Source organism: Candidatus Polarisedimenticolia bacterium (genome assembly GCA_036001465.1).
Lineage (GTDB): Bacteria > Acidobacteriota > Polarisedimenticolia > Gp22-AA2 > Gp22-AA2 > Gp22-AA3.
Map to the genome: position 1 here is coordinate 48,242 of DASYUH010000007.1, position 26,047 is coordinate 74,288.

A 26,047-nucleotide genomic window follows, 5' to 3' on the forward strand; every position below is an offset into this window, starting at 1 on the left:
AGCCGCAAATCACGGCCATTCTAGGAGATGGGTGCTGCCCTGTCAAGAAAACCGCCGCCGCCCGGAGGCGCCACCGGCCATCCGGACCGGATATTCGAAGTGCGGCCCTCAGGGGTTTTCCTTCATTGACCGGGGCAGCAGGGGATGGTATCTTTCAACCCTGGACAGGAGATCGGAATGGCTTCGAAAAAGGTCGTCCACATCATCGGCACCGGGACCATCGGCGAACCCCTGATCGGACTGTTCTCCGATCGCAAGGAGCTCCTGGGCTTCGACGAGGTCACGTTTCACAAGCGAACGCCCCTGCTCACGGACCGATCCAAGGTCGTGAACCTGATGAAGAGGGGGGCGCGTCTGGCGTGCGACGATTCGTCCCGGCGGGGCTTCCGGGACATCGGCATCGAGCCGTCCTACGAGCATCATGAAGCGCTCCGGCAGGCGACGGTGGTGATCGACTGCACGCCATCGGACGTCGGGCTGCAGAACAAGAAGGAAATCTACGAGAAGTACGCCGACAACACGCTGGGCTTCATCGCCCAGGGCTCGGAGTTCGGCTTCGGAAAGATGTATGCCCGGGGGATCAACGACGGCACACTCCGGCACGGCGTGGATCAGTTCATCCAGGTCGTGTCGTGCAACACGCACAACCTGTCGGTCCTCATCGATCTCATCGGCCTGCGCGAGGGAGGACCCGGGAACTTTGTCGAGGGGCGGTTCACCTGCCTCCGGCGCGCGAACGACATCAGCCAGGACACCTCCTTCGTGCCGTCGCCCCAGGTCAATCGCCACAAGGACGAGCGCTTCGGGACCCACCATGCCCGGGACGCGTGGCACCTTTTCAACACGCTGGGCTACGACCTCAATCTGTTCTCCTCGGCCCTGAAGGTCAACAGCCAGTACATGCATGCGATCCACTTCAACATCCGGCTGCGCAAGCCCACCTCCGTCGAGGCGATCCTGGCGCGGCTGAAACAGGATGATCGCATGGCGCTGACCTACAAGCAGTCGGCCAATTCCGTCTTCTCCTTCGGTCGGGACTACGGACACTACGGCCGCATCCTGAACCAGGGGGTGCTCGTGGTGCCGACCCTCACCGTCCACAAGGGAACCGAGGTGGTCGGCTTCTGCTTCACGCCGCAGGACGGCAACGCGCTGATCAGCAGCGTGGCCGCCGCCACGTGGTTCCTGTACCCGGAGTCCTACGAGTCGAAGCTGAACTGCCTGAACGACTCGATCTTCGACGAGGTTTGAAGGGCCCGCGCCCGCGGGCCTCTGAGACGGGGTCCTACTTCTCGAACTTCTTCAGGACCAGGGCGGCGTTCGTGCCGCCAAACCCGAACGAATTGTTGAGCCCGAAGCGCACCGTCATCCGGCGCGATTCGTTCGGGACGTAATCCAGGTCGCATTCCGGGTCGGGGGTCGTGTAATTGATCGTGGGAGGCACGTGATCGCGCTCGACCACCAGGGCCAGGATCGCCGTCTCCAGGCCCCCGGCACCTCCGAGAAGATGGCCGGTCATCGACTTGGTGCTGCTCACCGCGACCTTGCGGGCGCGCTCGCCAAATACGGTCCGGATGGCCCGCGTCTCCACCGCGTCCCCCTGGGGCGTCGAGGTGCCGTGCGCGTTGACGTAATCGATGGCCGAGGCATCGATCCCGGCGTCCCGGATGGCGCGCTGCATGACGCGCACCGGGCCGTCGCCGTCCTCCGACGGCGCCGAGACGTGGAACGCGTCCCCCGACGTGCCGTAGCCCGCGACCTCGGCGTACACCTTCGCGCCGCGCCGGACGGCATGGCCGAGCTCCTCGAGGATGACCACGCCGGCCCCCTCGCTGATCACGAATCCGTCGCGCTCCCGGTCGAAGGGGCGCGACGCGCCTTTCGGATCCTCGTTGCGCGTGGACAGGGCGCGCATGGCGGAAAACCCTCCCACGCACAGGGGTGCGATCACCCCCTCGCACCCGCCGGCGATCATCACGTCGGCGTCCCCGCGCTTGATGATCTCGAAGGCGTCTCCGATGGCGTGCGTCCCCGTGGCGCATGCCGTGCAGGCGGCCTGGTTCGGACCCTTCGCCCCGTAGCGGATGGAGACCTGCCCCGAGGCCATATTGACGATGAGACCGACGATGAAGAAAGGGGAGATCCGCCGCGGCCCTTCGCGAAGCAGGATGGCATGCTGCCGCTCGATCGAGGGGAGCCCGCCGATCCCCGAACCGATGAACACGCCCACCCGTTCGGCCTCCGAAGGCGACACCTGGAATGCCGCGTCGCGCATGGCGATCTCCGACGCGGCCATGGCGTAGTGGATGAACAGGTCCATCTTCTTGACGTCTTTCTTGGGGACCCAGTCCTCCGGGTTGAACCCCTTCACCTCTCCGGCGATGCGGCAGGCGTACTCGGAGGCGTCGAAACGGGTGATCGGTCCGATCCCGGAGCGCCCCTGGATCAGCCCCTCCCAGTTCTCCTGGTTGCCGATCCCGAGCGGCGAGACCATGCCGACCCCGGATATGACGACGCGACGTTCCATGCCCGCTCCGTCCCGGCCGTGCGCGATCAGGCGTGGGTCTGGATGTACTTGACGGCGTCGCCGACCGTGTGGATCTTTTCGGCGTCCTCGTCGCTGATCTCGATCTTGAATGCTTCCTCCAGGGCCATCACCAGCTCGACGGTGTCGAGGGAGTCGGCGCCCAGGTCGTTGACGAAGGAGGCGTCTGCGGTGACCTCCTCCGGATCGACCCCAAGCTGCTCGACAATGATGGCCTTGACCTTGTCATCGATGCTCTGCGCCATTCTGCTGTCCTCCCCGGGTGCCTGTCCCGGCTCTCCGACGTTCGGAACAGCCGCCGGCGCCCTTCCAAGCGCCCCGCCGCGGCCGCCTGATTATTGTTCGCGCACCCTCACATGTAAAGACCGCCGCTGATGTTCAGGACCTCCCCGGTGACGTAGGCGGCTCCGGGGCCCACGAGAAACGCCACCCCGGCCGCCACGTCCTCGGGGGTTCCCAGCCGCCCGAGGGGTATGAGGCCGGACATCTTATCGCGCGCCTCCGGTGAAAGCGCGCGTGTCATGTCCGTGTCGATGAAGCCGGGCGCCACCGCGTTGACCGTGATGGACCGCGACGCGACCTCGCGGGCCAGGGACTTCGTGAATCCGACCAGCCCGGCCTTGGCCGCGCAATAGTTCGCCTGCCCCGGGTTCCCCATCAAGGCCACCACCGAGCTGATGTTGACGATCCGTCCGTACCGCGCCCGGACCATGACCGGCAGGACGGTCCGCGTCATCTCGAAGGCCCCCGTCAGGTTCACCGCGAGCACCCGGTCCCATTCGTCGCGCTTCATGCGCAGCAGGAGCCCGTCGCCCGTCACGCCGGCGTTGTTCACCAGGTGATCGAGCCGGCCGAATTCCTTCAGGGCCCGCTCCGTCCCCGCCGCAATCGATTCGGCCGCCGCCAGATCGATCGGCAGAGGGCGGGCCCGCACCCCCCGCCCCTCGCACTCGCGGGCGACCGACTCGAGGTCCTCCATGCGGCGCGCCGCGAGCACCATGTCGGATCCGCGGTCCGCCAGGGCGAGCGCGATGGCGCGGCCGATCCCGCGCGAGGCGCCGGTCACCAGGCTCACCCGTCCCGAAAGCTCCTTCGAGCTCATGCCGTATCCCCGCCCCCCCAGCCGAGCGCCTGGCGCGCGTTCGCCAGGGATGCCGGATCGTCCACGTTCAGGAGGGGCATCCCCGGGACGATCCGCTTCGCCAGGCCGGAGAGAACGCGCCCCGGTCCGATCTCCAGGAGGCCTTCGACCCCCATCTCCTTCATGTGGATCACGCTCTCGACCCAGCGCACCGGCCGGGTCACCTGCTCGATCAAGGCCCGCCGAAGGGCCTCCGCGTTCCTCTCCGGCCGTCCAGTGACGTTGAGCACGACGGGAACGCGGGCGTCCCGGATGCGCAGCGCCTCCAGATCCTTCGCCAGCCTCTCCTGCGCCGGCGCCATGAGGTCGCAGTGAAAGGGAGCGCTCACCGGCAGGAGAACGGTTCTCTTGGCGCCGCGCCCCTTGGCGAGGGCCGCGAGCCGGTTGACGGCCGCGGCGGTCCCCGCCACGACGGTCTGGTCCGGAGCGTTGAGGTTCGCGGGGGCGAGGACCTCACCCTCGGCGGCCTCCGCGCAGAGCGCCTCCACGTCCTGAAGGGCCATCCCGAGGACGGCCGCCATGGCCCCCTGTCCCACCGGTACCGCGTCCTGCATGTACTCGCCGCGCCGCTTCACGGTCCGGACGGCGTCTTCGAGCTCCAGAGCGCCCGCCGCGACCAGCGCCGAGTACTCGCCGAGAGAATGGCCGGCGGCGCAGACGATGCCCTGGCGCCATTCCGAAGGCCCCTGCGCGACAAGCGCCTCGAAGCAGGCGATGCTGGTCGCCAGGATCGCCGGCTGCGTCACCGCGGTCAATCGCAGGGTCTCTTCCGGCCCTTCGAAGCAGGCGCGCCCGAGAGCAAAGCCCGCCGCCCGATCGGCCCGCTCGAAAATCGCGCGGGCCTTGGAATCCGCGTCGAACAGGGACCGGCCCATCCCGACGGCCTGAGAACCCTGCCCGGGAAAGATCAGTCCGACGCGGCGCGGGTTCAAAAGCCCCACTTGCAGACGGCCGCGCCCCAGGTCAGGCCGGTGCCGAAGGCGGCGAACAGGAGATTGTCCCCCTGGTGCACCAGGCCCCGCCGCACCGCCTCGTCGAGCGCCACCGGAATCGACGCGGCCGAGGTGTTCCCGACCCGCTCGATGTTGACGTAGACCTGGTCCTCGCGCAATCCGAGACGCGTCCCGACGGCGTCGATGATCCGGCGGTTGGCCTGGTGCGGGATGAACAGGTTCACGTCGGCGGGGCTCAGGCCCGACTTCTTCAGGACGGCGCGCGAGGTCTCCTCCATCGAGCGGACCGCCATCTTGAAGGTCTCGTTGCCCTTCATGCGGATGAAGTGACGCCTCTCGGCGACGGTGCGCTCGGAGGCCGGCTCCCGCGTGCCTCCCGCCGGAACGTAAATGAAATCGGCCATGCTGCCGTCCGCGTGCATTTCCGAGGCGAGCACGCCGTACGGGGCCTCCCCGGGCGTCAGCAGCACCGCCCCGGCGCCGTCGCCGAAGAGGACGCAGGTGGTGCGGTCGCGAAAATCCGTGAACTTGGACAGGAGCTCTGCCCCGATGACCAGGACCGCCCGGTAGTCTCCCGAGGCGACGAAGCGCTTGGCGACGGCCAGCGCATAGATGAACCCGGAGCAGCCGGCCGCCAGATCGAACGCGGCCGCCCCCGTGGCGCCGAGGTTGTGCTGCACGATGCAGGCGGTCGCCGGGATCGGCATGTCCGGCGTGACCGTGGCGCAGACGATCAGGTCCACGTCGGAGGCGGGCACGCCGGCCGACTCCAGCGCCTGTTCGGCCGCCCGCGTCGCAAACTGGGACATGTACTCGTTCTCGCGGGCGACGCGCCGTTCGCGGATGCCGGTTCGCGAGGTGATCCAGTCGTCGGACGTGTCCACCATCCTCTCGAGATCGAGGTTGGTCAGGATCTTGTCCGGGAGCGACGACCCGGTCCCCCGGATGACGGCGCGCTTCTCACCCGGCATCTTCGGTTCCCTCCGCGACGGCGCGGGCGCCGGCCGGCACCGGCGAGCGGGGCTCGCGGGCCGCCGCGATCCGGACGATTTCTTCATGGATCCGATCGTTCACCTGATTGCGTACGAAGTCGAGCGTGACCCGCACGGCGTTCTTGATGGCGCGCACCGAGGAGCCGCCGTGGCAGATGATCGCCGCTCCACGCACGCCCAGGAGCGGCACGCCGCCGTATTCGGCATAATCGATCTTCTTGCGGAAGTTGCGGAACGCCGGCCGGGCCAGCACGTAACCCATCTTCGCCAGGAGGGACTTCGAGATCTCCTCCTTCATGAAATGCAGGATGGCCTCGGCGGCGCTCTCCACCGCCTTGAGCGACACGTTGCCGATGAACCCGTCGCACACGATGACGTCGGTCTTGCCGTTGAAGATGTCGCGTCCCTCGACGTTGCCGATGAAATTCAGGGGAGTCTCCCTGAGGATCCGGAACGCCTCGCGCGTCACCTCGTTCCCCTTGCTGTCCTCCTCCCCGATGCTCATCAGCCCCACCCGGGGATTCTGCACCCCCAGCACCTCACGGGAATAGAGGTGCCCCATGATGGCGAATTGAACCAGGTGCTCCGGCCGGCAGTCGATGTTGGCCCCGATGTCCAGCCAGACGGAGGGGCCCTTCAGGTTCGGAACCACGGCGCACAGCGCCGGCCGTTCGACGCCTTCCAGGACGCCGCAGATCATCTTGACCGTGGTCATGACGGCGCCGGTATTGCCCGCGCTGACCACCCCTGCGGCCTGCCCGTCCCGTACCAGGGTCGCCGCCACGCGGATGGACGAGTCCTTCTTGCGGCGGAAGGCCGTCACCGGAGACTCGTCCATGGCGACCGCTTCGCTGGCGTGGACGATCTCGATCGGGAGCCTGGAGGCGCGGTGCTTGGCGAGCTCGGGCTCGATGGCGTCGCGCCGTCCGACGAGGATCAGGTGAGCGCCGTATTCCCGGGCCGCCAGGACCGCGCCGGCAACCGGGTGGGCGGGGGCGAAATCCCCTCCCATCGCGTCGATGGCGATTCGAATCTCCACTCGAGGACCCTTCCCGGAAGCGCACGCCTTATCGGATGAGGCCCCACGCAGCGTGCAGCGCGGGACGCCGGTCGTCGTGCGGGCCGGCGAGGCCGGAACGGGCGGCTGTTCCCTGCCTCAGGCCTCGCCGACCTCGATGACTTCCCTCCCCTTGTAATGGCCGCAGTGCGGACAGACCCTGTGAGGCAACTTGGCCTCGTGACAGTGCGGGCACTCCGAAAGGATGGGGCGGGTCAGTGCGTCGTGGGCTCGCCTCTTGTCGCGGCGCGCGCGCGAATGACGTCGTTTGGGATTCGGCATCGTCTGGTCCTTGTGGCTCTAGAGGAGGCTCTTGAGGATCCAGAGGCGAGGATCCTCGGTCCTCTCCTCCGCGCAGGTGCAGTCGCCCGCGTTCAGGTTGGTGCCGCACTTCGGGCACAGGCCCCGGCAGTCCGGACGGCACAGGGGCTTGAGCGGCAGGCCGAGGTACACCTGCTCCGACAGCAGCGACTTGAGATCGATGCGCGTGCCATCCATGTGGACTCGGGTCACCATCTCATCGTCGAGCCGTCTCTCGTCTCCCGGCGGCGTCTCGGGGCCGGTCGTGTAGACCAGTTCGAACGGCAGGTCCAGGGGCAGGGAATACTCCTCCAGGCACCGGCTGCAGGCCAGGGTGGCGCGCGTCTCGATCCGGCCCGCGAACGAGACGCCGTCCACGTCCTTCAGCAGCTCGCCGTTCAGGTGCACGGTATCGATCCAGATCGACTCCTCGCCGCTCAGCGGAAGGCGAAAACCGTCGATCGAGCGACTGACAACCAGCCCCTCGGGTCCTATCTCCTTTGTTTCTATGAACATGAGGCTTCGATCCAGACGAACGGCGCATTATAGCACGAGGGGGTCTGGTGTCAACGAGGCGGCTGGCGGGGCTTTCCGACCAGGTACCGGCCCGACACCGGCTCCTAGTGTTTCTCTTTCTCCAGCTCCTTCAGGCAGGCCCGGGCTTCGGAGTGGGAGGGCATGAGCTCGAGGGTCTTCTCGAACTCCTTCTTCGCCTTGGCGTACAAACCGTGAGTTCGGTAGAAGTGACCGAGGGTGACGGAGTGGGCGGGGTTGAAGGGCTCGAGCTCGGCGGCGCGCAGGAGGGCCCCCTCGGCCCGCTTCTGCCAGCGGTAGTCGGGGTTTCTCTGGAGCGACTGGCCGAGGAGGCTGAACACCTGCGCGTTCTTGTCGCTGTAGGACGTGGCGAACTCGCAGTAGCGAATGCAGTTGAAGAAATCACCCATCTTGAAGTAGTCCCTCGCCTTGCCGAAGAACTGCTCCGCCCTTCGGGCCTTTTCCTCCTCGAACGACTGTTTCTCGGTCTTCGTCAGCTCCTTGCGCATGGACAGGGAATCGAGGTCGAGGTTCACCACCCGCTCGGTGCTGGAGCCGGCCGCGCGCGCCGCGCCGAGCTTCTGCTCGCGCACGGCGAGGAAGGACTCCAGGAGTCGCGCCTCGATGATCTGCAGCTCCTCCTTGAGGTCCTGCTGCACCTTCTTCATGAAGCGCGACGGGTGATACCTTTCCTTCCGCTCCATGTACGCCGCCTTGATCCGGTCCGCGCTGGCCGCCTCGTCGATGCCCAGGATCGTCTGGGGGGGGCTTTCGCGGGCCAGGCGGTAGAAGTCGCGCACCTCGGACAGCTCGCGTTCCTCGCGCCGCCGCTTCTCCTCCTCGCCGCGCACCAGGTCGCCGCAGCTGAGGGGACCGGCGGAGATGGCCGGCACGAAGTTGATCATGCCGAGAATCAGGAGGCCGAAGAGGAACCGCGCGGCCAGATCCTCCTCCCCGGGCGGCACCTGCGCGAGGACGTCCCGAACCTTGGTCTGTCCGTCGACCCGGGATAGAAGGTAACCCTCGATGGGCGCCAGCGTGAGACGGTCGATCGGCAGATAGATCTGGTCGGACAGGCGGAGGACACGGTCCTGACGCAGGAGCGCCTCCCGGATCGGCTCGAATCCGACCATGGATCGCAGGGCGTGAATGATCATCTCGAAGCTGGCCACGACATCCGTCTGCAGAAGCCCGGCGGTGACGGAGCCTTCGTCGAAACGGTACTCGATCTCCTCCCAACGGAACAGGGCGGTGAGGATGCGCTGCGCCAGCTCGCGGTTGGCTCCCAGGAGCGTCTCGTGCGTCACCAGGCCCCGGCGCGCGGCGACCTCCGCCACCTGGGAATCGGCGAGACCCTTCAGGGTCTCGGCCTCCTCGATCCGCATCCATCCCTTCTCGACCAGAAGGGCCGACAGCCGCTCGTCGGGGAGCGACGACGAGGCGGTCAGGATCATCCCGCGGTCCAGCAGGATCCGCTTCTCCACGCCGCTTCGGCCGAGAACGAGGACGCCGGTCTTCTCGTCCATGTAGAGGTCACGGATGAGCTCGGCCAGGGCCGGGGGCGAGCAGAAGCCGCGAGCGCTCCTGTCCGGCGAGGTGCCCGCGTCTCCCGTCGTCACGGTGGCCCCTTCGCCGCTCATGCTGCGGAGGCTCCGGAAGCCGATGGGGCGGTGCCGGTGGCCGGCCCGGAAATGCGCAGCGACACGAAGACCGTGGTCCCTTCCCGGACCTTGCTTTTCAGCCAGATCCGGCCGCCATGACATTCGACCGCGAGCCGGCAGAACGTCAGCCCCAGCCCCGAATCATTCAGAAGGCGCTTGCCCGATTCCGAGTCGCCCGCCACGAATTTCTCGAAGATCCGGGGCTGCAACTCTTCCGAGATCCCCTCTCCCGTGTCGCTGACCGTCAGGGTGACGTGGTCCCCCTCTTTCAGGGCGTCCACCACGACGCGCCCTCCGCTCGGCGTGTGTTTGAACGCATTGCTCAGGAGGTTGGCGATCACCCGGCTCACCAGCTCGCGATCGGCGACGGGCGCGGGGAGATCGGGGTCGACGCGGTTCTCCAGGCGGATCCCGTCGCGCGCGCTCAGGCCCATCATCTCGTCGGCGTTCTCCTGGACCACCGCATGCAGAACGACGGACTCCAGGCGCAGGGGCATTTTGCGCTCCTCCAGCCTGCCGATCTGCAGGATGTTCAGGATCATCCGCATCATCTGCCGGGCGCTCTCGTGCGTGCGCTGCAGGAGCTCCGCCAGCCGGGCGGGGGTCAGCGACTCGTGGCTCTGCATCTGGATGAGCTGGATGTTCCCCGTGATGCTGGCCAGGGGATTCTTGAGGTCGTGCACCACCATCTGCATCATCGATTCCTTGAATCCCTGCATGCGCACCAGCTCCTGGTTCGCGGCCTCGATCTCCGATTTTCGGCGCTCCAGCTCGTCCTGCAGCGCCTTCACCCTGAGGACGGAACGCACCTTGGCGAGGAGCTCGAGCTTGTTGATCGGCTTCGTCAGGAAATCGTCGGCCCCGTATTCGAGGGCCTGGACCTTGTCCTCGAGCGCGTTCAACGCCGTGACCATGATGACCGGCAGGAGGCGCGTCTCGTAGCGCCCCTTCAGGCGCTGGCACAGCTCGAAGCCGCTGACCCGGGGCATCATCACGTCGAGGACCAGAAGATCGGGGTGCTCGGTTTCGACCATGCCGAGCGCTTCCTCGCCGTTGTAGGCCTTGATCACGCGGTAGCCGCTCCCCTTCAAGATCGACTCGATGAGGCGCACGTTGCGATGATCGTCGTCCACCACCAGGACCGATGCGCCGGGGGCGTCCTGCTGTGCGCTCATCATCCTCTCCTGGCGCGGTCCGCGCCGCAGGCAGTCAATTGGAGTGGAGTCCCGGACCCTGGTTCAGAAAGGCCGCGATCTGCTTGGCCAGCTCCCCCGGCTGGATCGGCTTCGAGATGTACCCCGCGCACCCGGCCTCCTTGGCCCTGGCCTCGTCCCCCTTCATGACGTGGGCCGTCAGGGCGATGACGGGAATGTGACTGGTCTCCGGGTTGTCCCGAAGGAGACGCGCCGCCCGGAGCCCGTCCATCCCCGGGAGCTGAATGTCCATCAATATGAGGTCCGGGCGTATGAACTTCAAGGCATCGAGGGCTTCTTCGCCGGTGGTCGATTCCGCCACGCGGTACCCGCTCTGCTTCAGGATGTCCCGGACCAGCTTGAGGTTGATGGGGTTGTCCTCCACCACGAGGATCAGGCCTCCGGTGGTGCTCGCGCCCTTCGTCATCGGGTTGACGCCACTCCCTTTCCCGGCCGTCTGGACCGCCTCAGCCGCGGGCGCCGGAGCGACCGCTCCCGGAATGGTGAACGTGAAATCGCTCCCCTCCCCGAAGCGGCTTTTCAGGGTCAGACGCCCGCCCTGCATCTCCACGAATTTCTTGACCAGGGTGAGCCCGAGACCGGTGCCCTGGTAGCGGCGCGCATAGGAGCCGTCCACCTGCGTGAACGCCTGAAAGATGCGCTCCTGGTCCTCCTCCTTGATGCCTATCCCGGTGTCGATGACCGAGACCGCCACCCGCTCCCCCTGGTGGCAGGCGCGCAGCGTCACGCGGCCTCCCGGATGCGTGAATTTCACGGCGTTGCTGAGCAGGTTGTTGAGGATCTGTCTCACCTTGCCGCGGTCCGCCCGCACCTCGACCTCCGACTCCTCCACCTCGGCGACGACCTCGATGTGCTTGCGACCGGCCTCGACGCGCAGCAGCGCCATGACCTCCTCGATCACCGGGCCGATCTCGAACTCCTCCAGGTTCAGCTTCATCTTGCCCGCTTCGATCTTCGAGAGGTCGAGGATCTCGTTGATCAGCTCCAGGAGGTGCCGCCCGCTGCTCAGGATGTCCGTGACGTAGTCCTTCTGATCCTCGCTGAGAGCCCCGGAACCGGTGTCGAGCAGCAGTTCGGAGAATCCGATGACCGCGTTCAGCGGCGTGCGCAGCTCATGGGACATGTTCGCGAGGAATTCGCTTTTCAGCGAGTTGGCGCGCTGCAGCTCCAGATTGGAGTTCTGCAGCTTCTGGTTCACCACCTCCAGCTCCTGCGTGCGCTCCTTCACCTTGCGCTCCAGATCGGCGTTCATCCGCTCGATGTCTTCGAGGTGCTGCCTCCTTTCCTCCAGCTTGTCCAGGTACAGCTTGTACGAGTAATAGATGAGGACGCAAAAGGGCAGGGACAGGACGAACGAGTAGATGCCGAATCGCCCCAGGAAGTAGGACATCGCCAGGGCCAGCGACCCTCCCGCGAAGAACGAAGGGGCCGACCAGAGGAAGTTGTCGTGCCACACCTTGAAGAGGTTCGACCGGTTGCTGAGCGCCACCACCCCCGAGATGCTGTAGGTGTTCACGAGGTAGAAGACCAGGGTCGCCACCATCAGGGCGACCAGCGGATAACCCCCGATGGACCCCTCGCTCCTGCCGCCGACGAACGTGTAGGTGGTGCAGGTCAGAAACGTGGTGATCACGAACGAGCTGATGTTGAACAGGGCGCGGTAGAACTCCATGCGCGGGGCGCGGATGAAGCACAGGCTGCTGATGCAGAGGATGGAGATGAACACCGCATTGGCGGTGCCCAGCTGGATCATCGTCGCCAGGATGAACGGATGCGAGATCGACATCTCGACCCGCATCCCCAGGTGCACCGTGTGCGGCGCCATGATCGCGCCGATGAGGGCCAGCATCAGGAATTCGGTGCTGAACGTCAGGGTGCCGGAATGGAGAACGTGGAGCAGGATGACCAGCGCCGCCGCGTAGGTCGCCAGGATGTAGATCCGGGTGCCCCGGTTCAAGTCCTTCATGCGTTCACCCCGGCACCGGCGGGCCGGGGCAGGCTTCCTCCGGCCGCTCGAGCCGCCTCAGTTCATCGGGTTGCGCCCGATGTCGTACTTCTTGAGCTTGCTGTAGAGGCTGCTACGATTGATGCCGAGCACCGAGGCGGCCAGCTTCTTGTTCCAGTTGCACTCGGCAAGGGTCTTGAGGATGTAGAGGCGCTCGTTCTCATACAGCGAGAGCTTGACCTCGGCCCCTTCGGTCGCGCCGTCCTTGAGGTTGGGAGGCAGGTCGCTCAGATCGATGAGATCCCCCTTGGCGAGGATCACCGTGCGCTCGATGACGTTCTCCAGCTCGCGGACGTTCCCCGGCCAGGAGTACCGCGTCATGCCCTCCATCGCCTCGCTCGAGAAACCGCGCATCGTCTTGCCGATCTTCTTGGACACCCGCTCGAGGAACTCCATGCTCAGGGTCGGAATGTCCTCGACGCGCTCGCGCAGGGGCGGGATGTGGATCGGGATGACGTTCAGTCGGTAGAACAGATCGTTGCGGAAGCTGCCGCGCTCCATCCCCTCCTGCAGGTTCTTGTTGGTCGCCGCAATGACGCGGACGTCGACCTCGATGGTCTGCTCGCCGCCCACGCGCTCGAACCGCCTTTCCTGGAGGAAGCGCAGGAGCATGAGCTGCGTCGCGGGGGAGATGTCGCCGATCTCGTCCAGGAAGATGGTCCCCGAGTCGGCGAGCTCGAAGCGGCCCTTCTTCTGCTTGACCGCGCCCGTGAAGGCCCCCTTTTCGTGTCCGAAGAGCTCCGAATGGAGGATCCCCTCGGAGTAGACGGCGCAGTTGGCCTCCACGAAAGGACGCTCGGCCCGCAACGAGTTGTAGTGAAGGATGCGGGCCAGCAGGCCCTTGCCGGTGCCGCTCTCTCCCATGACCAGGACGGTTGAGTCGGTGCCCGTGACCTCCTGCAGCAGGTCGTGAATCTGCTTCATCTTCGGGCTCTTCCCGAGGATGGCGCTGAACGCATACTGGCCTTGCAGGTTGCGTCGCAGCTCGAAGTTCTTCACCTTCTCCGTCTGCAGCTCCTCGAGCGCCCGACGCCGCTCGCTTCCCATCTGCTTGAGCTGCGCCGCCCTCTCGGCGAGCGCCAGGAGCTCGTCCTCCGCGATCGGCTGCTTGAGGAAGTCATACGCCCCCTTGCGGAGCGCCAGGATGGTCGTCTCGACCTCCGGTCGCGCCGCCGTCAGCACCACCGGAATCTCGGGAGACGATTCCTTGATCCGCGCGAGCAGTTCGATGCCGCTCAAGTCCGGCAGGTCCATCGCGACGATCGCGAGATCGAACCCCTGGGCGCGCAGGCGCTCGAGCGCCAGCGCGCAGCGATCGACCGCCACGAGGCGGTGACCGCCGCGAGTCAGGATTCCCGTCTGATTGCGGACCGAGTCCGCGTCCGCATCAACGATGAGGATATTGGCCTTGGGATGCACTCTGCCCTCCTGAGTGACGTGTCCAGAAGAGCAGCAAGAAGCGTTCCATGGTCACGGCGGGCCCCGGTTCGCGGAACCCAAGCTGGAACAGGGCCTTGCGCCGATGACGAAGGTGAAATCACCGGCCGGGGCGCTCCGGAAAACGCTTTGGACATCGCCGACGACACAAACTGTAACGGGATGTCCGAACGGCGCCGCCCCGCGGGACCGCGTCCTGACTACACTCAGGACACGCGTCATGCCCTCGACGGGAACCGACCAGGGGTTGGGCGCGTCCCGGAGGCGCGGCAGGCCGTCGCCCGGGGCTATGGTAGGCTTGGAGACGTGTCGCGCCCTGTCCTGTCACGCCCGCGCGCCCGCCGCCTGGCCGCCGCGGCCCTGGCGCTCGCCGCCGCACTTCCCGCGCGGGCCGCGACCCCTCCCCCCGATTCCGGGAGCCTCATACGCTCCGGTCTCAAGGAGCTCCACGACGGTCTCTACGGGAAGGCCGAGGCGACCTTCCGCTCCGCCGCCCGCGCGGCGCCAGACGATCCGGCGCCGCAGATGTTCATCGCCTTCACGTACTGGTGGCGCACGCTGGAGGATCGCGGCGATCGCTCGTGGGACGCTCCGTTCCTGTCGGCGGTGGAGAGCGCGGTGGCGTCGGGCGAGCGCCTCCTGGAGGTCGACCCCCGCGATCGCCGCGTCCTCGTTGCGGTCGGCACGGTGCATATCCTCAGGTCCCAGGTCGAAGCGATGCGCAAAAACCTCTTCAAGGCGGGACAGGAAGCCCGACGCGGGAAGAAAAAACTGGAGGCCGCGCTCGCGGTCGATCCGGGTTATGCCGACGCGCTGTTCGGGCTGGGCGCCTACAACTACTACACCGAGAAGATTCCGGGCCTGGCGCGAGGGCTCCTGTTCATGCCGCGCGGCGATTCCGAGCTGGGGCTCGCGCAGCTGAAGACGCTCGCCGCATCGGACGCCTATTTCAGCGCCGACGCCCGCCTTCTCCTGGCCCTCATCTGCGGGCACCGCGACGAGCGCTGCTACGGAGACGCCATGGCGCACCTGAAGGAGGCGCGCCGGAGAAATCCCGACTCGCCGCTGGTCCAGGGATCGATGGCCGGGCTGGAGATGCGCCTCGGGGAGTACTCGAGCGCCGTACGCGACCTGGACTCGGCCCTGGCGGCGGCCGCCGGCCCCGGGAAGGAGCGTCTCCGGCAGCGCCGCACGCTGCGGGTCTACCTGGCGGACGCCCTGGTGTCGGACTGGCGCCTGGACCGGGCCGAGGGGATCCTGCGCACGGTGGGCGACCCGGCCTCGCTGCCGCCCCGCGAGCGGCAGGTGGTGGAGCGGCTGAGAGTCGAGCTGGCCTTCAAGAGGGGCGACGGGGCCGGCGGGTCCGCTGGCGGAGGGCCGTCCCTGCGCTCTCTCGTGGAGTCCGCCCTGCGCGCCCAGGACGGGAAGCGGGATGAAGAGGCCCGCCGCCTTCTCGCAACTGCGGCCGGGGCGTTCCCACAAAGCCCTCTGCCCCGCTTCCTGTCAGGGCGACTCGAATTCCTGGCGGGCCGCTACCAGGAGGCCGAAGGCTCGTTCCAGGCGGCGCTCGAGCGCGCGCCGAGTCCGCCGCCATGGATGTCGGGATGGATCCTGCTGTACCGCGGCCTGTCCGAGAAGGCGCTCGGTCGCCGCCTGGGCGCGCGCGCGCATTTTCAGGCGGCCAGCGAAGTGCGGCATTTCCGTTCGATCGATCGCGCGTGGCTCGAGCTTCAGGAAGGGGTGCCCCCGCACGGGCGGTGCGCACCCTGAGGTGGCCTAGCGCGACAGGGCGCGCGTCACCCGCACCACGTACTGCTCGGTCTCACGGAACGGAGGGATCCCGCCGAACCGATCGACCGCCTGCTCGCCCGCGTTGTAGGCCGCCAGAGCGAGACGGACCTGCCCGCTGTACCGTTCGAGGAGCTCCTTCAGGTAGCGCACCCCGCCGTCGAGATTCTCGACGGGGTTGAAGGCGTTCCCGACGGCGAAGCGGGCCGCGGTCTGGGGCATGAGCTGCATCAGCCCCATCGCGCCGCGCGGCGACACCGCGAAGGCGTCGTACCGTGATTCCACTTCGATCACCGCCAGCACGAGCGCCTCGTCCACCCGGTGCCTGCGCGCGATGCGGGCGGCCAGGTCGCGCAGCGCCTGGCGATCGAAGACCTCGCCCGGGCCAATCTCGATCGGGCCGTCCTCCTCGGGACCCTTGGCGCCGTCCGGCGGTCCGCTGTCCAGGACCGGTTCCGGGGCCCCAGCCATGGACGTTCCGTCCGGTGATGCCGGCGGAACGACCGGCGCCGGTCGCGGTGTCCTGTCTGTCGTCTCGTCGCGACGGATTGCCACAACCTGATCCTGGAGCAGGGCGATCTGCCCTCCCCCCTCCATCATCAGGACGATTCGGTCCCCGTCGCGGCGGAAATCGGTGACGGCCAGGGAACGGCCATTGCGCAGGAGCGCGACATCCGCGAAGGCATCGGGGAGAGCCGCGGTCACCACCGGCAGTGCCAGCACCGCCCATCGGAACCGCACGGGGACCGCTGCGCGTCGTCGCATGAGTGCCGGGATTATACGGTGAGACCCCCGCTCGAGCAACCGCTCGTGGGGCGGGCGGCGGTCATTCAGGCGTCAAGGACCCGTCATTTTCGGTGAAACTCCCGCTCCAGCCGATCGAGGCTGAACCGGAGCAGGACCGGACGGCCGTGCGGGCAGGTCATCGGCATGTCGGTCCCCATCAGGTCGTTCATGATCGCCCTCATCCTCGGGGCATCCAGAGGATGGTTCGCGGTGACCGCCGCGTGGCAGGCGGAGGTGGCGACGATCCGGTGCCGCAGGCGATCGATGCCGTCCGCCTCGCGCCAGTCGAGGATTTCACGCAGCAGCTCGCGCACCAGGCGCGGCACGGACCCGGCCGGGACGAAGGCGGGGATTTCGTCCACGATGAGCGTGCGGTCGCCGAACGGCGCGATGCCGAAGCCGAGCCCTTCGAGCGCCGCGCGCGCCTCCGCGAAGCCGAGGTGCTCGGCCGGCGCGACCTCCACCGTCACGGGAAACAGGAGCTTCTGGACTGCGACGCGGCCGGAGCGGTGCTCGGCCAGGAAGCGCTCGTAGAGGACGCGCTCGTGCGCCGCGTGCTGGTCGACGATGACCAGACCGTCGGGGGCGGACGCCAGGATGTAGGTGTCACGGAACTGGGCCAGGGGGGAGAGGGCCACGGCATCGAACAGGGGCGCCGGCGCGCCGGCCGGCGACTCGACCGGCCGCTCCCCCGCCCGAAGCTCAGGCGCATGGGGAAGGGACGCGCCCGAAGGCAGGGGGGCGCTGTCCGGCTCGGCCACGGCGGCCGCGTGTCGCGGCCCCAGGCTGTAGAAGGGCCGGCTGACTCCCAGCGCCTCCAGCAGCGCCTCCCGCACCAGGTCGTGCACGGCTCCCGCCTTCAGGAAGCGCACCTCCGCCTTGGCGGGGTGGACATTCACGTCGACCTCGTCCGCGGGCACCGTCAGGAACAGGTACAGGAGCGGGTACCGGCCCTTCGGGAGAAGCGTGGCGTAGGCCGCCTGGATGGCGTGCAGCAGGCGCCGGTCCCGGATTGGGCGGCCGTTCACGAACAGGTTCTGGTCCGTCGACGTGGACCGGCTCAGGGAGGGGCCCGAGGCGAGGCCCTGGACCCGCATCGCCCCGGCGCGCCCATCGACCGCGATCAGGCGCGGTGCGTCGTCCCGGCCGACGATCTGCGCCACCCGCGCGCGGTAATCGGGCACGGCCGGCCACGACAGCAGGTCGCGGCCGCCACTCTTCAGGGAAAAGGTGATTCCCGGACGGGCGGCCGCGACCCGGGTCAGGACGGCCGCAAGGTGCGACGTCTCCGTGGCCGCCGCGCGCAGGAACTTGCGACGCGCCGGGGCGTTGGCGAACAGGCCCTCCACCTCGACGGTCGTGCCGCGCGGATGGGGCGCCGGCTCGACGGCGAGGATCCGCCCCGCCCGCAACCTCACGCGGATTCCCCGGGTCCCTCCCGTCGAGGTGGTCAGGACCAAACGTGACACGGAGGCGATCGAAGGCAGGGCCTCGCCGCGGAATCCGTAGCTCCCGATCGCCTGCAGATCGGCGGCCCGTCGGATCTTGCTCGTCGCGTGGCGCTCGAAGGCCAGGAGGGCGTCGTCCCGCTCCATTCCGGAGCCGTCGTCGCCGACCACGATGCGGTCCGCGCCCCCCCCTTCCACGGCCACGTCCACCCGGGATGCCCCGGCGTCCAGGGCGTTTTCCAGAAGCTCCTTCACCACCGACGCGGGCCGCTCGACGACTTCGCCGGCGGCGATCTGGTTCGCGACGTTCGGATCGAGCACCCGGATCGTTCCCACGCTCACCTCGTCATGCCAAAAGCATCTTCTTGCCGTGCGAATCGGTGACGCAGAAGTTCTCCACCGTCGCGAGCGTCTTCTCCAGCTTGGCCACATGGCAGATGGCGTCGCCCGGATTGACCATCGGCATGGTCGTGATGCCGATGATGAGACCGGTCAGGGGGGAGCGGACCATGGAGACCTCGCGGCCGAACGGATTGGTGATCGAGGCGATCTCGTCGCCGGTGTAGATGATCTCGCCCGGACGGACGAGGATGTCGGCGATGCCGCCCTTCACCGAGCGCACCCATTCCGACACCTTCACGATGACTCGAAAGCGCGGCTCCCTCATCGTGTCGCCCGCCATGCCCAGCGCCGCCAGAACATTGCGGACACCCGCGACCCCGCGCGACACCATGTTTCTCTGAAAACGGAAGGTCTCCCCCGCCTCGAAGATGATCGTCGCCACGCCTGCCGTCGTGGCGGCGGCGCGGAGCGTGCGCGGCGGGCCGGGCGAATCGATGATGATCTCGGTGCCGAAGGCGCGCGCGATCCGGCGCACCTTCTTGGACGACATGTCGGCCCGCACGTGCGGCAGGTTGGTGCGCCCCACGCTGGCCGTGTGCAGGTCCACGCCGTACCGCGACGGCCCCACGATCTCTTTGAACAGGGTGTGGGCGTAGCGCGCGGCGGCGTTCCCCTTCGGGTCGCCGGGGAAGTACCGGTTCAGGTCCCGGCGCCCGGGCAGGTACCGCGTGTGGGTCAGGAACCCGACGCGGTTCATGACCGGGACGCAGATCAGGGTCCCCCTGAGCTGCCGGGGCGTGTAGCCGGTCATGATCCGGCGGACGATCTCGACGCCGTTCAGCTCGTCGCCGTGGATGGCGGCCGTCAGAAACACCAGGGGCCCGCGCTCCTCGCCACGGATGACGGTCACCGGGACATTGACCGGCGTGGAGGTGTAGTACTCGCTGACCTTGAGGAAGATCTGCTCCACCGTCCCGCGGCGGACGTCCTTCCCCCCGATGCGCAGCGCCATCCCGGCCTCCCAGGTCCCCCGGAGCCTGTCCGTGTCGGGGGACGGCTCCTACCCTTCGTTCTTCTTCCGGCGCCGGCCTGCCCGCGCGAACCCGACGGCGAACTCGATGATGGCGGCGGCGATGTCCACGCCGGTCCAGCGCTCCAGTCCCTCGAACCCCGGCGAGGAGTTGATTTCCAGGACCTTGGGGCCGCCCTGCGATTCGAGCATGTCGACGCCGGCCACCTGAAGCCCCATGACGCGCGTCGCTTCCAGGGCGGCCTTCCGGTAGTTCTCCGGGAGGTCCACCACGGTCCCGGTCCCGCCGCGATGCACGTTGGAGCGGAACTCGCCGATTCCGGCCTGCCGGCGCATCGCGGTGACCACCCGATCGCCGACCACCAGCGCGCGGATGTCGCGTCCCTCCGACTCCTCGATGAATTCCTGCACCAGGATGTTCATCCCGAGGTTCCAGAAGGTCTCGAGGACGGTGAGAGCGGCTTGCTCCGTCTCCGCCAGGATGACGCCAATCCCCTGCGTTCCCTTCACGACCTTGAGAACGGCCGGCGGGCCTCCGACGATCTCGAGGGCGCGGTGGATCTGGGACGGGTCGCTGACCATGACCGTCTTGGGGATGTCGATCCCTTCCCGCGACAGGAGCTGAAGCGATCGCAGCTTGTCGCGCGAGCGGGCGATCGGCTGCGAGTTGTTGACCAGGGGCACGCCCATCATGTCGAACTGGTTCACCACCGCCAGCCCGTGCTCGGTGATGGAGGTCCCGATCCGCGGCAGGACGACGTCCAGGTCGAGCACCGGCGCCTCCAGGCCGCGGTAGTAGGTCTCGGGGGCCCTGCGGCTGAGGACCAGGAAGCAGTACAGCGGGTTCAGGACGCGCGCCTCGTGGCCGAGCTTCTGGACGCTCTCGACCAGACGGCGCGTGGTGTAGAGGCTACGCCTGCGCGACAGGATGCCGACGACCACGCTGCCTCCCGCCGGGGGTTGTCCTGCGCCGCCCGTCCCCGGCTCCGGGGCGACCGGCGCCCCTCGCCCGGCTCCGCGCGGACGCCGCCGGACGCCGCGACTCGATGGCGGCCTGCGCCGCCGCCAGCCGCGCGATCGGGATGCGGTAGGGCGAACAGCTCACGTAGTCCATTCCGGCGCGGTGGCAGAAACGGACCGAGTCCGCCTCCCCGCCATGCTCGCCACAGATGCCGATCTTCAGGCCCGGACGGCCCCGGCGTCCGCGCTCGATGGCCAGGAGCACCAGCTCCCCGACCCCCTCCCGGTCGAGCGTCTGGAACGGATCGTCCGCGAGGATTCCGAGCCGCTTCTCGTCCACATAGTCGGGCAGGAAGCGCCCGGAGTCGTCGCGCGACAACGCCATGGTCATCTGGGTGAGGTCGTTCGTGCCGAACGAGAAGAAATCTGCGAGACGGCCGATCGGCTCCGCCAGCAGCGCGGCGCGCGGCACTTCGATCATGGTGCCGACCAGGTACGGGATGGCCTGTCGGTGGCTGGCGAGGACCTGATCGGCCGCCAGGCGCGTGCGCCGGGACAGGAGCTCGAACTCCTTCGGGTCCATGATCAGAGGGTGCATGATCTCGGGCAGGACCTTGACACCGCGACGGCGCACCGCCACGGCCGCCTCCATGATGGCGCGCACCTGCATGTCGACGATCTCCGGGTAGGTGAGACCGACGCGGCAGCCCCGGTGCCCGAGCATCGGGTTCGCCTCCTTGAGCTGCTCGACGCGCTGGGCCACCGTCTCGATCGGCAGCTGCAGCCGGGCCGCCAGGGCCCCCTGCTCCTCCGCGCCGTGGGGCAGGAACTCGTGCAGGGGCGGATCGATGAGCCGGATGGTCACCGGGAGACCGTCCATAGCCTCGAAGATCCCCTCGAAGTCCTGCCGCTGGAACGGCTGGAGGCGCGCCAGAGCGCGCTCGCGCGCCTCCGGGTCCTGGGCCAGGATCATCTCGCGGATCGCGAGCCGGCGCTCCTCGCTGTCGAAGAACATGTGCTCGGTGCGGCACAGACCGATCCCCTCCGCGCCCATCTCCACCGCCTTGCGGGCATCATACGGCGTGTCGACATTGGCCCGCACTCCGAGCCGCCTGAGGGCGTCGGCCCACGCCATGACCTCGTGATAGGCGTCGGGAAGCTCGGGCCGCACCAGCGGAAACGCCCCGTCGTAGACCACGCCCTCCGTGCCGTCCAGAGTGAGAGGGTCGCCCGGCCGCAGCACCCGCTGGCCAATCCGGACCTGTTTCCGCTCCTCGTCGACCGACAGCGCCTCGCAGCCGACCACGCAGGTCTTTCCCCAGCCGCGCGCCACGACCGCCGCGTGCGAGGTCTTGCCGCCCGTCGCCGTCAGGATTCCCCTGGCCGCATGCATGCCGGCGACGTCCTCCGGCGAGGTCTCGCGCCGCACCAGGATCGCGGCGCGCCCTGCACGCGCCGCCTCCTCCGCGTCGCGTGCCGTCAGGACCAGCTCTCCCGTCGCCGCCCCGGGGACCGCCCCGATGCCGGTCGCCAGGAGGCGGGCCTGCAGGTCGCGCCGCCTGATCTGCGGATCGAGCACCGGATAGAACAGGCGCTCGATGTCCCCCGGGGTCACGCGCGCGACCGCCTCCGGCCGCCCGATGAGCCCTTCCCTGGCCATATCCCTGGCCATCCTGAAGGCGGCCTGCGGCGAGCGCTTGCCGGTGCGGCACTGGAGCATGTAGAGCCGTCCTTCCTCGACGGTGAATTCCAGGTCCTGCATGTCGCGAAAGTGGCGCTCCAGGATGGACCGCACCCGCTCGAGCTCCCGGAAGGCCCGGGGCAGTCGCTTCTTCATCTTCTGAATCGACATCGGCGTCCGGATCCCGGCCACCACGTCCTCTCCCTGCGCGTTGATCAGGAGGTCGCCATAAAGCACCTTGTCGCCGGTGTTCGGGTCCCGGGTGAAGCACACGCCGGTGCCCGAAGTCTCCCCCAGATTGCCGAACACCATCTGCACGACGCTCACGGCGGTGCCGGGGAGGCCCGTGATGCGCTCGACCCGCCGGTAGGTCACCGCCTTTTCCGCCATCCAGGACTTGAACACCGCCTCGATGGCGCCCCAGAGCTGCTCGTCCACGTCCTGGGGAAAAGGCCGGCCGACGCCCTCCCTGATGTGCGTCTCGATTCGGCGGCAGACCTCCTGGAGCGCCGGCGCGGTCAGCTCGGTGTCGAGTCGCACCCCCTCCCGCGCCTTCGCCTCCAGGAGAAACGCCTCAATCGGATCGCGCGGCAGGCCGAACACGACGCTGCCATAGGCTCCCAGGAAGCGGCGGTACGCATCGAAGGCGAACCGCGCGTTTCCGGTGCGCTTCGCCAGCGCGACCACGGTCGTCTCGTTCAGTCCCAGGTTCAGGATCGTCTCGAGCATGCCCGGCATGGAGCGGGCCGCCCCCGAGCGCACCGAGACCAGGAGGGGATCGCGCGCGTCCCCGAAGCGTCGGCCGGTGATACGCTCCAGCCGCGCCAGGTTTTTTGCGAGCTCCGACCCCATGCCGTGGCGCAGGGCCTCCCCGCCGTGGGCCAGGAAGACTCCGCAGGCCTCGGTGCTGATGACGAATCCGGCCGGCACCGGCAGCCCGATGCGGGTCATCTCATGCAGGCCGGCCCCCTTGCCGCCCAGGATCTCCTTCATCCCGCCGTGGCCTTCCGCCCGCCCGCCCCCGAAAAAGTAGATGGTCCGGCGCGCCATCAGGCTTCCGCCTCGTTGCCTCTCGCCGCGTCCCTCCCGGGAGACGTCCCCCGGGGCGCCGGCTCGTCCTCCACCGCCATCTCGGAGAAGTCGGCGACGCGCAGGAGCAGCCCGCCGATTTCCCGCAGCAGTCCCAGCCGGTTGTCCCGGAGCCGCGGGTCCTCGGCCATGACCAGCACCTCGGCGAAGAAGCGATCGAGATGGGGGCCCAGACGTTCGATGGCGCGCAGGGCCGCCAGATGGTCGGCCCGTTCCTGAGCGGTCTCGATCAGCGGCACGGCCTGCCTGAGGGCCCGGTCCAATGCCCGCTCCGCCTCGTCCTGAAACAGGGCCCCGTCGGGGGGCCCGACCTTGCGGTCCTTGAGGATGTTCTTGATGCGCTTGTGCGCCAGGGCCAGGATGAGGAAGCCGGACTCCCGGCGCAGGACGTGGAGCGCCTCGAGGCGGAGACGCAGGTCGTACGGATCGTCCATCCCGGCCGCGAGCGCGGCGCGCACCGTGTCCGCGCGCGGCGAGATCGCCTCCCCCAGATGCTCGAGCCGGCCCCGGTAGAACTCCAGGAGGGCCGCCTTCGCCTCGCCTGCGCCCACCGCCCCCTCGATGGAAAGGTCCCGGTAGCCCGCGAGAGCCCGTTCGATCAGGCCGGCGAGCGAAAGATGGATCTTCATCTCGATCAGGATGCGGCATGTCCCGAGGACCGAGCGCCGCAGGCCGTACGGGTCGCGCGATCCGGTGGGCACGATTCCCAGGAGGAAGATCCCGGCCTGCGTGTCGAGACGGTCGGCGAGCGACACGATGGCGGCTTCCGGCGTACGCGGCAGCGGGTCCTCCGCTCCGCGCGGCAGGTACTGATCGTCGATCGCCGCCGCCGTGCTCTCCGGGGCCCCATCGGCCCGGGCGTAGAGGCCTCCGACGATTCCCTGGAGCTCGGGGAACTCCTTCACCATCTGCGTGGTCAGATCGGCCTTGCACAGCCGCAGCGCCTCCCGGGCCGCCCCGCCGTCCACCGGCCGCCCGGAGCGCTCGAAGGCCGGCAGGATCGACCCGGCCAGGGTGATCATGCGGTCGACCTTGCGGGCGTAGGATCCCAGCTTCTCGTGGAACGTGATCCGGTCCAGGGTGGCGGCGTGAGCCCCGAGCGGCGCCTTCCGGTCCTCGTCCCAGAAGAAGCGGGCGTCCGCCAGCCGGGCGCGCAGCACCCATTCGTTTCCCCTCCGGATGGCTCCCTTCGGATCGTCCCGCGTGTCGGCGATTGCCAGGAAGCGGTTCTGCAGGCCTCCCTGCCGGCCCTCGAGGGCAAACGACTTCTGATGGTGACGCAGCGCCGTCACCAGGATCTCCCGCGGCAAATCGAGGTAGCCGGCGTCGAATTCTCCCGTGATGACCAGCGGACACTCCACGGACTGGGTGACCTCCTCCAGGAGCTCCGCGTCCCCCTCGGTCCCCGCGGGCGCCCCGGGGGGAGACGCGATCCGCGACCCGGCGGCCGTCGCGGCTTCCCGCAGGCTCGCCTGGATGGCGCTCCGCCGCGCCTCGACCGGAGCCACCACCAGGTGGTCGCGCAGAACCTCGACGTACACGGACGGGTCGGCCAGCGTGATCCACCCCGATCCCGCCAGGCGGTGCCCGCGGGTGCGATGTCCCGATCGGACGCCGCACAGGGTCATGTCCACCACGCGCCGATCGAGGAGAGCGACGACCCAATGGATCGGCCGGACGAACCGGTGCTCCCCGGTGCCCCAGCGCATCGTCTTCGGAAAGGCCAGCGCGGCCACGACCGGGGGAACCTTGAGGGCCAGCACCTCCTCCGCCGGGAGCCCGCTCGCCTTCCGGCGCACGCCCACGCATTCCCCCTTCGGTGTCCGGAGCCGCTCCAGGGCGGACACGTCGACCCCCTGGGCCCGCGCGAAGCCTTCGGCGGCGCGGGTCGGCCTGCCCGCGGCGTCATACGCCGCCCCGACCGGCGGGCCCGTGATCTCCTGGAGGACGTCCGGCTGCCGCGCCCGCAGATCGCGGACGCGCACCGCCAGGCGCCTTGGGGTCCCGAACGTTTCGAGGTTCCCGGCTAGCGAGAATCCCGAATCGGGCACGAGTCGCGCGGCGCCGAGCTCGGCGAACAGCCCCTTCGCCAGGTCCCGCAGGGCCCCTTCGATCATCCTGGCGGGGATCTCTTCGGTGCCGATTTCGAGCAGGAAGACCGGCCCGGACCGGGACGTCATGGGCGCGGGCCCTCCCCTGCCGGCGACTTCAGGAGCGGGAAACCCAGCTTCTCCCGGGCCTTCAGGTAGTCCCGGGCGCACGCGACGGCCAGCCGCCTGACTCTTTGGATGAATCCCGTCCTCTCGGTGACGCTGATGGCCCCCCGGGCTTCCAGCACGTTGAAGGTGTGCGAGCAGCGGAGCGCGTAGTCATAGGACGGCAGCACCAGCCCGAGCTTCAGGAGTCTGTGGCCCTCGGTCTCGTACTGCTCGAACAGACGGTTGAGGAGGGGGACGTCGGCCGACTCGAAGTTGTGCCGGGAGAACTCGATCTCCTCCTGGCGGCGCACGTCGCCATAGGAGACCCCCGGCGCCCATTCCAGGTCGAAGACGTTCGCCACGCCGTTCAGGAACATGGCGATGCGCTCCGAACCGTAGGTGATCTCGGCGGTGATCGGGGTCAGCTCGATACCGCCCGCCTGCTGGAAATAGGTGAACTGGCTGATCTCCATCCCGTCCATCAGCACCTGCCAGCCGACTCCCGCCGCCCCCAGGGTCGGAGACTCCCAGTTGTCCTCGTCGAAGCGGATGTCGTGTTCGCGCGGCTCGATGCCGAACGCGGCCAGGGAACGGAGGTAGATCTCCTGCACGTCGGGCGGGGACGGCTTGAGGACCACCTGGAACTGGTAATGCCGGTAGACGCGGAAGGGGTTCTGCCCGTAGCGGCCGTCCACCGGACGGCGTGACGGCGAGCAGTAGGCCGCGCGCCACGGCTCCGGGCCGAGGACGCGGAAGAACGTGTCCGGGTGCATCGTCCCGGCCCCCACCTCCACATCGTACGGCTGCTGCACCACGGCGCCTTCCCCCGCCCAGAATGCCTGCAGCGCCAGGATCAGCTGCTGGAAGTTGAGCGCCATGTCGTGCT

21 protein-coding genes are annotated in these 26,047 nt (G+C 68.3%); 2 read left to right on the forward strand and 19 right to left on the reverse strand.

From position 1 onward, the window contains the following. The first annotated feature begins 177 nt into the window (after positions 1–177). Positions 178–1,251: a hypothetical protein gene (locus VGV60_01400; protein ID HEV8699907.1), complete on the forward strand. Its 1,074-nt coding sequence runs from the start codon at positions 178–180 to the stop codon at positions 1,249–1,251. A 34-nt stretch (positions 1,252–1,285) separates the two neighbouring features. Here the strand turns inward: VGV60_01400 and fabF are convergent, their stop codons facing one another. The 12 genes from fabF to VGV60_01460 form a co-directional block, all read right to left on the reverse strand. Further along, positions 1,286–2,527 (reverse strand): beta-ketoacyl-ACP synthase II, encoded by a 1,242-nt coding sequence (gene fabF, locus VGV60_01405; protein ID HEV8699908.1) that lies wholly within the window; start codon positions 2,525–2,527, stop codon positions 1,286–1,288. Between the two features lie 26 nt (positions 2,528–2,553). Continuing rightward, on the reverse strand, positions 2,554–2,790 hold the full coding sequence (gene acpP, locus VGV60_01410; protein ID HEV8699909.1) for an acyl carrier protein: 237 nt from the start codon (positions 2,788–2,790) through the stop codon (positions 2,554–2,556). Positions 2,791–2,897: 107 nt separating this feature from the next. After that, positions 2,898–3,647 carry a 3-oxoacyl-[acyl-carrier-protein] reductase gene (fabG, locus tag VGV60_01415; protein HEV8699910.1) on the reverse strand — a complete coding sequence of 250 codons (750 nt, stop codon included), beginning with the start codon at positions 3,645–3,647 and terminating at the stop codon, positions 2,898–2,900. Further along, on the reverse strand, positions 3,644–4,627 hold the full coding sequence (gene fabD / locus VGV60_01420) for an ACP S-malonyltransferase (protein HEV8699911.1): 984 nt from the start codon (positions 4,625–4,627) through the stop codon (positions 3,644–3,646). The genes fabG and fabD overlap by 4 nt, the downstream gene beginning before the upstream one ends. Continuing rightward, complete coding sequence (locus VGV60_01425) at positions 4,615–5,610, reverse strand: beta-ketoacyl-ACP synthase III (GenBank protein ID HEV8699912.1); 996 nt, start codon at positions 5,608–5,610, stop codon at positions 4,615–4,617. Before VGV60_01425 ends, fabD begins: the two co-directional genes overlap by 13 nt. After that, positions 5,600–6,664 (reverse strand): phosphate acyltransferase PlsX, encoded by a 1,065-nt coding sequence (plsX, locus tag VGV60_01430; protein ID HEV8699913.1) that lies wholly within the window; start codon positions 6,662–6,664, stop codon positions 5,600–5,602. The genes VGV60_01425 and plsX overlap by 11 nt, the downstream gene beginning before the upstream one ends. A gap of 123 nt (positions 6,665–6,787) precedes the next feature. Next, the gene (gene rpmF / locus VGV60_01435; protein HEV8699914.1) at positions 6,788–6,970 is read right to left on the reverse strand and encodes a 50S ribosomal protein L32; all 183 of its coding nucleotides are present in this window, start codon (positions 6,968–6,970) and stop codon (positions 6,788–6,790) included. Positions 6,971–6,988: 18 nt separating this feature from the next. After that, positions 6,989–7,504, reverse strand: a complete 516-nt coding sequence (locus VGV60_01440) for a DUF177 domain-containing protein (protein HEV8699915.1) — start codon at positions 7,502–7,504, stop codon at positions 6,989–6,991. Positions 7,505–7,608: 104 nt separating this feature from the next. Then, complete coding sequence (locus tag VGV60_01445) at positions 7,609–9,162, reverse strand: DUF4388 domain-containing protein (protein HEV8699916.1); 1,554 nt, start codon at positions 9,160–9,162, stop codon at positions 7,609–7,611. Next, complete coding sequence (locus VGV60_01450) at positions 9,159–10,358, reverse strand: response regulator (protein HEV8699917.1); 1,200 nt, start codon at positions 10,356–10,358, stop codon at positions 9,159–9,161. Before VGV60_01450 ends, VGV60_01445 begins: the two co-directional genes overlap by 4 nt. A 34-nt stretch (positions 10,359–10,392) precedes the next feature. Beyond that, positions 10,393–12,363, reverse strand: a complete 1,971-nt coding sequence (locus VGV60_01455; protein ID HEV8699918.1) for a response regulator — start codon at positions 12,361–12,363, stop codon at positions 10,393–10,395. Between the two features lie 57 nt (positions 12,364–12,420). Continuing rightward, a complete protein-coding gene (locus VGV60_01460; GenBank protein ID HEV8699919.1) occupies positions 12,421–13,821 on the reverse strand; it encodes a sigma-54 dependent transcriptional regulator in 1,401 nt (466 codons plus the stop codon). A 324-nt stretch (positions 13,822–14,145) separates the two neighbouring features. Here VGV60_01460 and VGV60_01465 point away from each other — a divergent pair, with 324 nt between their 5' ends. After that, positions 14,146–15,609 (forward strand): tetratricopeptide repeat protein, encoded by a 1,464-nt coding sequence (locus VGV60_01465; GenBank protein HEV8699920.1) that lies wholly within the window; start codon positions 14,146–14,148, stop codon positions 15,607–15,609. Between the two features lie 6 nt (positions 15,610–15,615). On the opposite strand, the gene VGV60_01470 is transcribed toward VGV60_01465, so the two are convergent. The 7 genes from VGV60_01470 to VGV60_01500 all read right to left on the reverse strand — a co-directional run bounded on the left by VGV60_01470 (position 15,616) and on the right by VGV60_01500 (position 26,039). Beyond that, on the reverse strand, positions 15,616–16,392 hold the full coding sequence (locus VGV60_01470; GenBank protein HEV8699921.1) for a lytic transglycosylase domain-containing protein: 777 nt from the start codon (positions 16,390–16,392) through the stop codon (positions 15,616–15,618). Positions 16,393–16,475: 83 nt separating this feature from the next. Further along, positions 16,476–18,197, reverse strand: coding sequence for a DNA mismatch repair endonuclease MutL (mutL, locus tag VGV60_01475; GenBank protein ID HEV8699922.1), 1,722 nt, complete (start codon positions 18,195–18,197; stop codon positions 16,476–16,478). A gap of 10 nt (positions 18,198–18,207) precedes the next feature. After that, entirely contained in the window at positions 18,208–19,215 is a 1,008-nt protein-coding gene (locus VGV60_01480; GenBank protein ID HEV8699923.1) for a succinylglutamate desuccinylase/aspartoacylase family protein, read from the reverse strand. Positions 19,216–19,263: 48 nt separating this feature from the next. Then, on the reverse strand, positions 19,264–20,175 hold the full coding sequence (locus VGV60_01485; protein ID HEV8699924.1) for a RimK family alpha-L-glutamate ligase: 912 nt from the start codon (positions 20,173–20,175) through the stop codon (positions 19,264–19,266). Continuing rightward, positions 20,144–22,924, reverse strand: a complete 2,781-nt coding sequence (gene ppdK / locus VGV60_01490) for a pyruvate, phosphate dikinase (GenBank protein HEV8699925.1) — start codon at positions 22,922–22,924, stop codon at positions 20,144–20,146. The genes VGV60_01485 and ppdK overlap by 32 nt, the downstream gene beginning before the upstream one ends. After that, positions 22,924–25,143: a glycine--tRNA ligase subunit beta gene (gene glyS / locus VGV60_01495; GenBank protein ID HEV8699926.1), complete on the reverse strand. Its 2,220-nt coding sequence runs from the start codon at positions 25,141–25,143 to the stop codon at positions 22,924–22,926. Before glyS ends, ppdK begins: the two co-directional genes overlap by 1 nt. Next, complete coding sequence (locus VGV60_01500) at positions 25,140–26,039, reverse strand: glycine--tRNA ligase subunit alpha (GenBank protein HEV8699927.1); 900 nt, start codon at positions 26,037–26,039, stop codon at positions 25,140–25,142. The genes glyS and VGV60_01500 overlap by 4 nt, the downstream gene beginning before the upstream one ends. Positions 26,040–26,047 lie beyond the last annotated feature (8 nt).

Coding starts and splice junctions, on each gene's coding strand:
- VGV60_01445 (HEV8699916.1), bottom strand. CDS start 9,162: ATGAGCGGCGAAGGGGCCACCGTGACGACGGGAGACGCGGGCACCTCG.
- VGV60_01425 (HEV8699912.1), bottom strand. CDS start 5,610: ATGCCGGGTGAGAAGCGCGCCGTCATCCGGGGGACCGGGTCGTCGCTC.
- acpP (HEV8699909.1), bottom strand. CDS start 2,790: ATGGCGCAGAGCATCGATGACAAGGTCAAGGCCATCATTGTCGAGCAG.
- VGV60_01450 (HEV8699917.1), bottom strand. CDS start 10,358: ATGAGCGCACAGCAGGACGCCCCCGGCGCATCGGTCCTGGTGGTGGAC.
- VGV60_01440 (HEV8699915.1), bottom strand. CDS start 7,504: ATGTTCATAGAAACAAAGGAGATAGGACCCGAGGGGCTGGTTGTCAGT.
- VGV60_01480 (HEV8699923.1), bottom strand. CDS start 19,215: ATGGCGCTGCGCATCGGGGGGAAGGACGTCCGCCGCGGGACGGTGGAG.
- VGV60_01470 (HEV8699921.1), bottom strand. CDS start 16,392: ATGCGACGACGCGCAGCGGTCCCCGTGCGGTTCCGATGGGCGGTGCTG.
- fabG (HEV8699910.1), bottom strand. CDS start 3,647: ATGAGCTCGAAGGAGCTTTCGGGACGGGTGAGCCTGGTGACCGGCGCC.
- ppdK (HEV8699925.1), bottom strand. CDS start 22,924: ATGGCGCGCCGGACCATCTACTTTTTCGGGGGCGGGCGGGCGGAAGGC.
- VGV60_01455 (HEV8699918.1), bottom strand. CDS start 12,363: ATGAAGGACTTGAACCGGGGCACCCGGATCTACATCCTGGCGACCTAC.
- VGV60_01400 (HEV8699907.1), top strand. CDS start 178: ATGGCTTCGAAAAAGGTCGTCCACATCATCGGCACCGGGACCATCGGC.
- glyS (HEV8699926.1), bottom strand. CDS start 25,143: ATGACGTCCCGGTCCGGGCCGGTCTTCCTGCTCGAAATCGGCACCGAA.
- fabF (HEV8699908.1), bottom strand. CDS start 2,527: ATGGAACGTCGCGTCGTCATATCCGGGGTCGGCATGGTCTCGCCGCTC.
- rpmF (HEV8699914.1), bottom strand. CDS start 6,970: ATGCCGAATCCCAAACGACGTCATTCGCGCGCGCGCCGCGACAAGAGG.
- VGV60_01500 (HEV8699927.1), bottom strand. CDS start 26,039: ATGGCGCTCAACTTCCAGCAGCTGATCCTGGCGCTGCAGGCATTCTGG.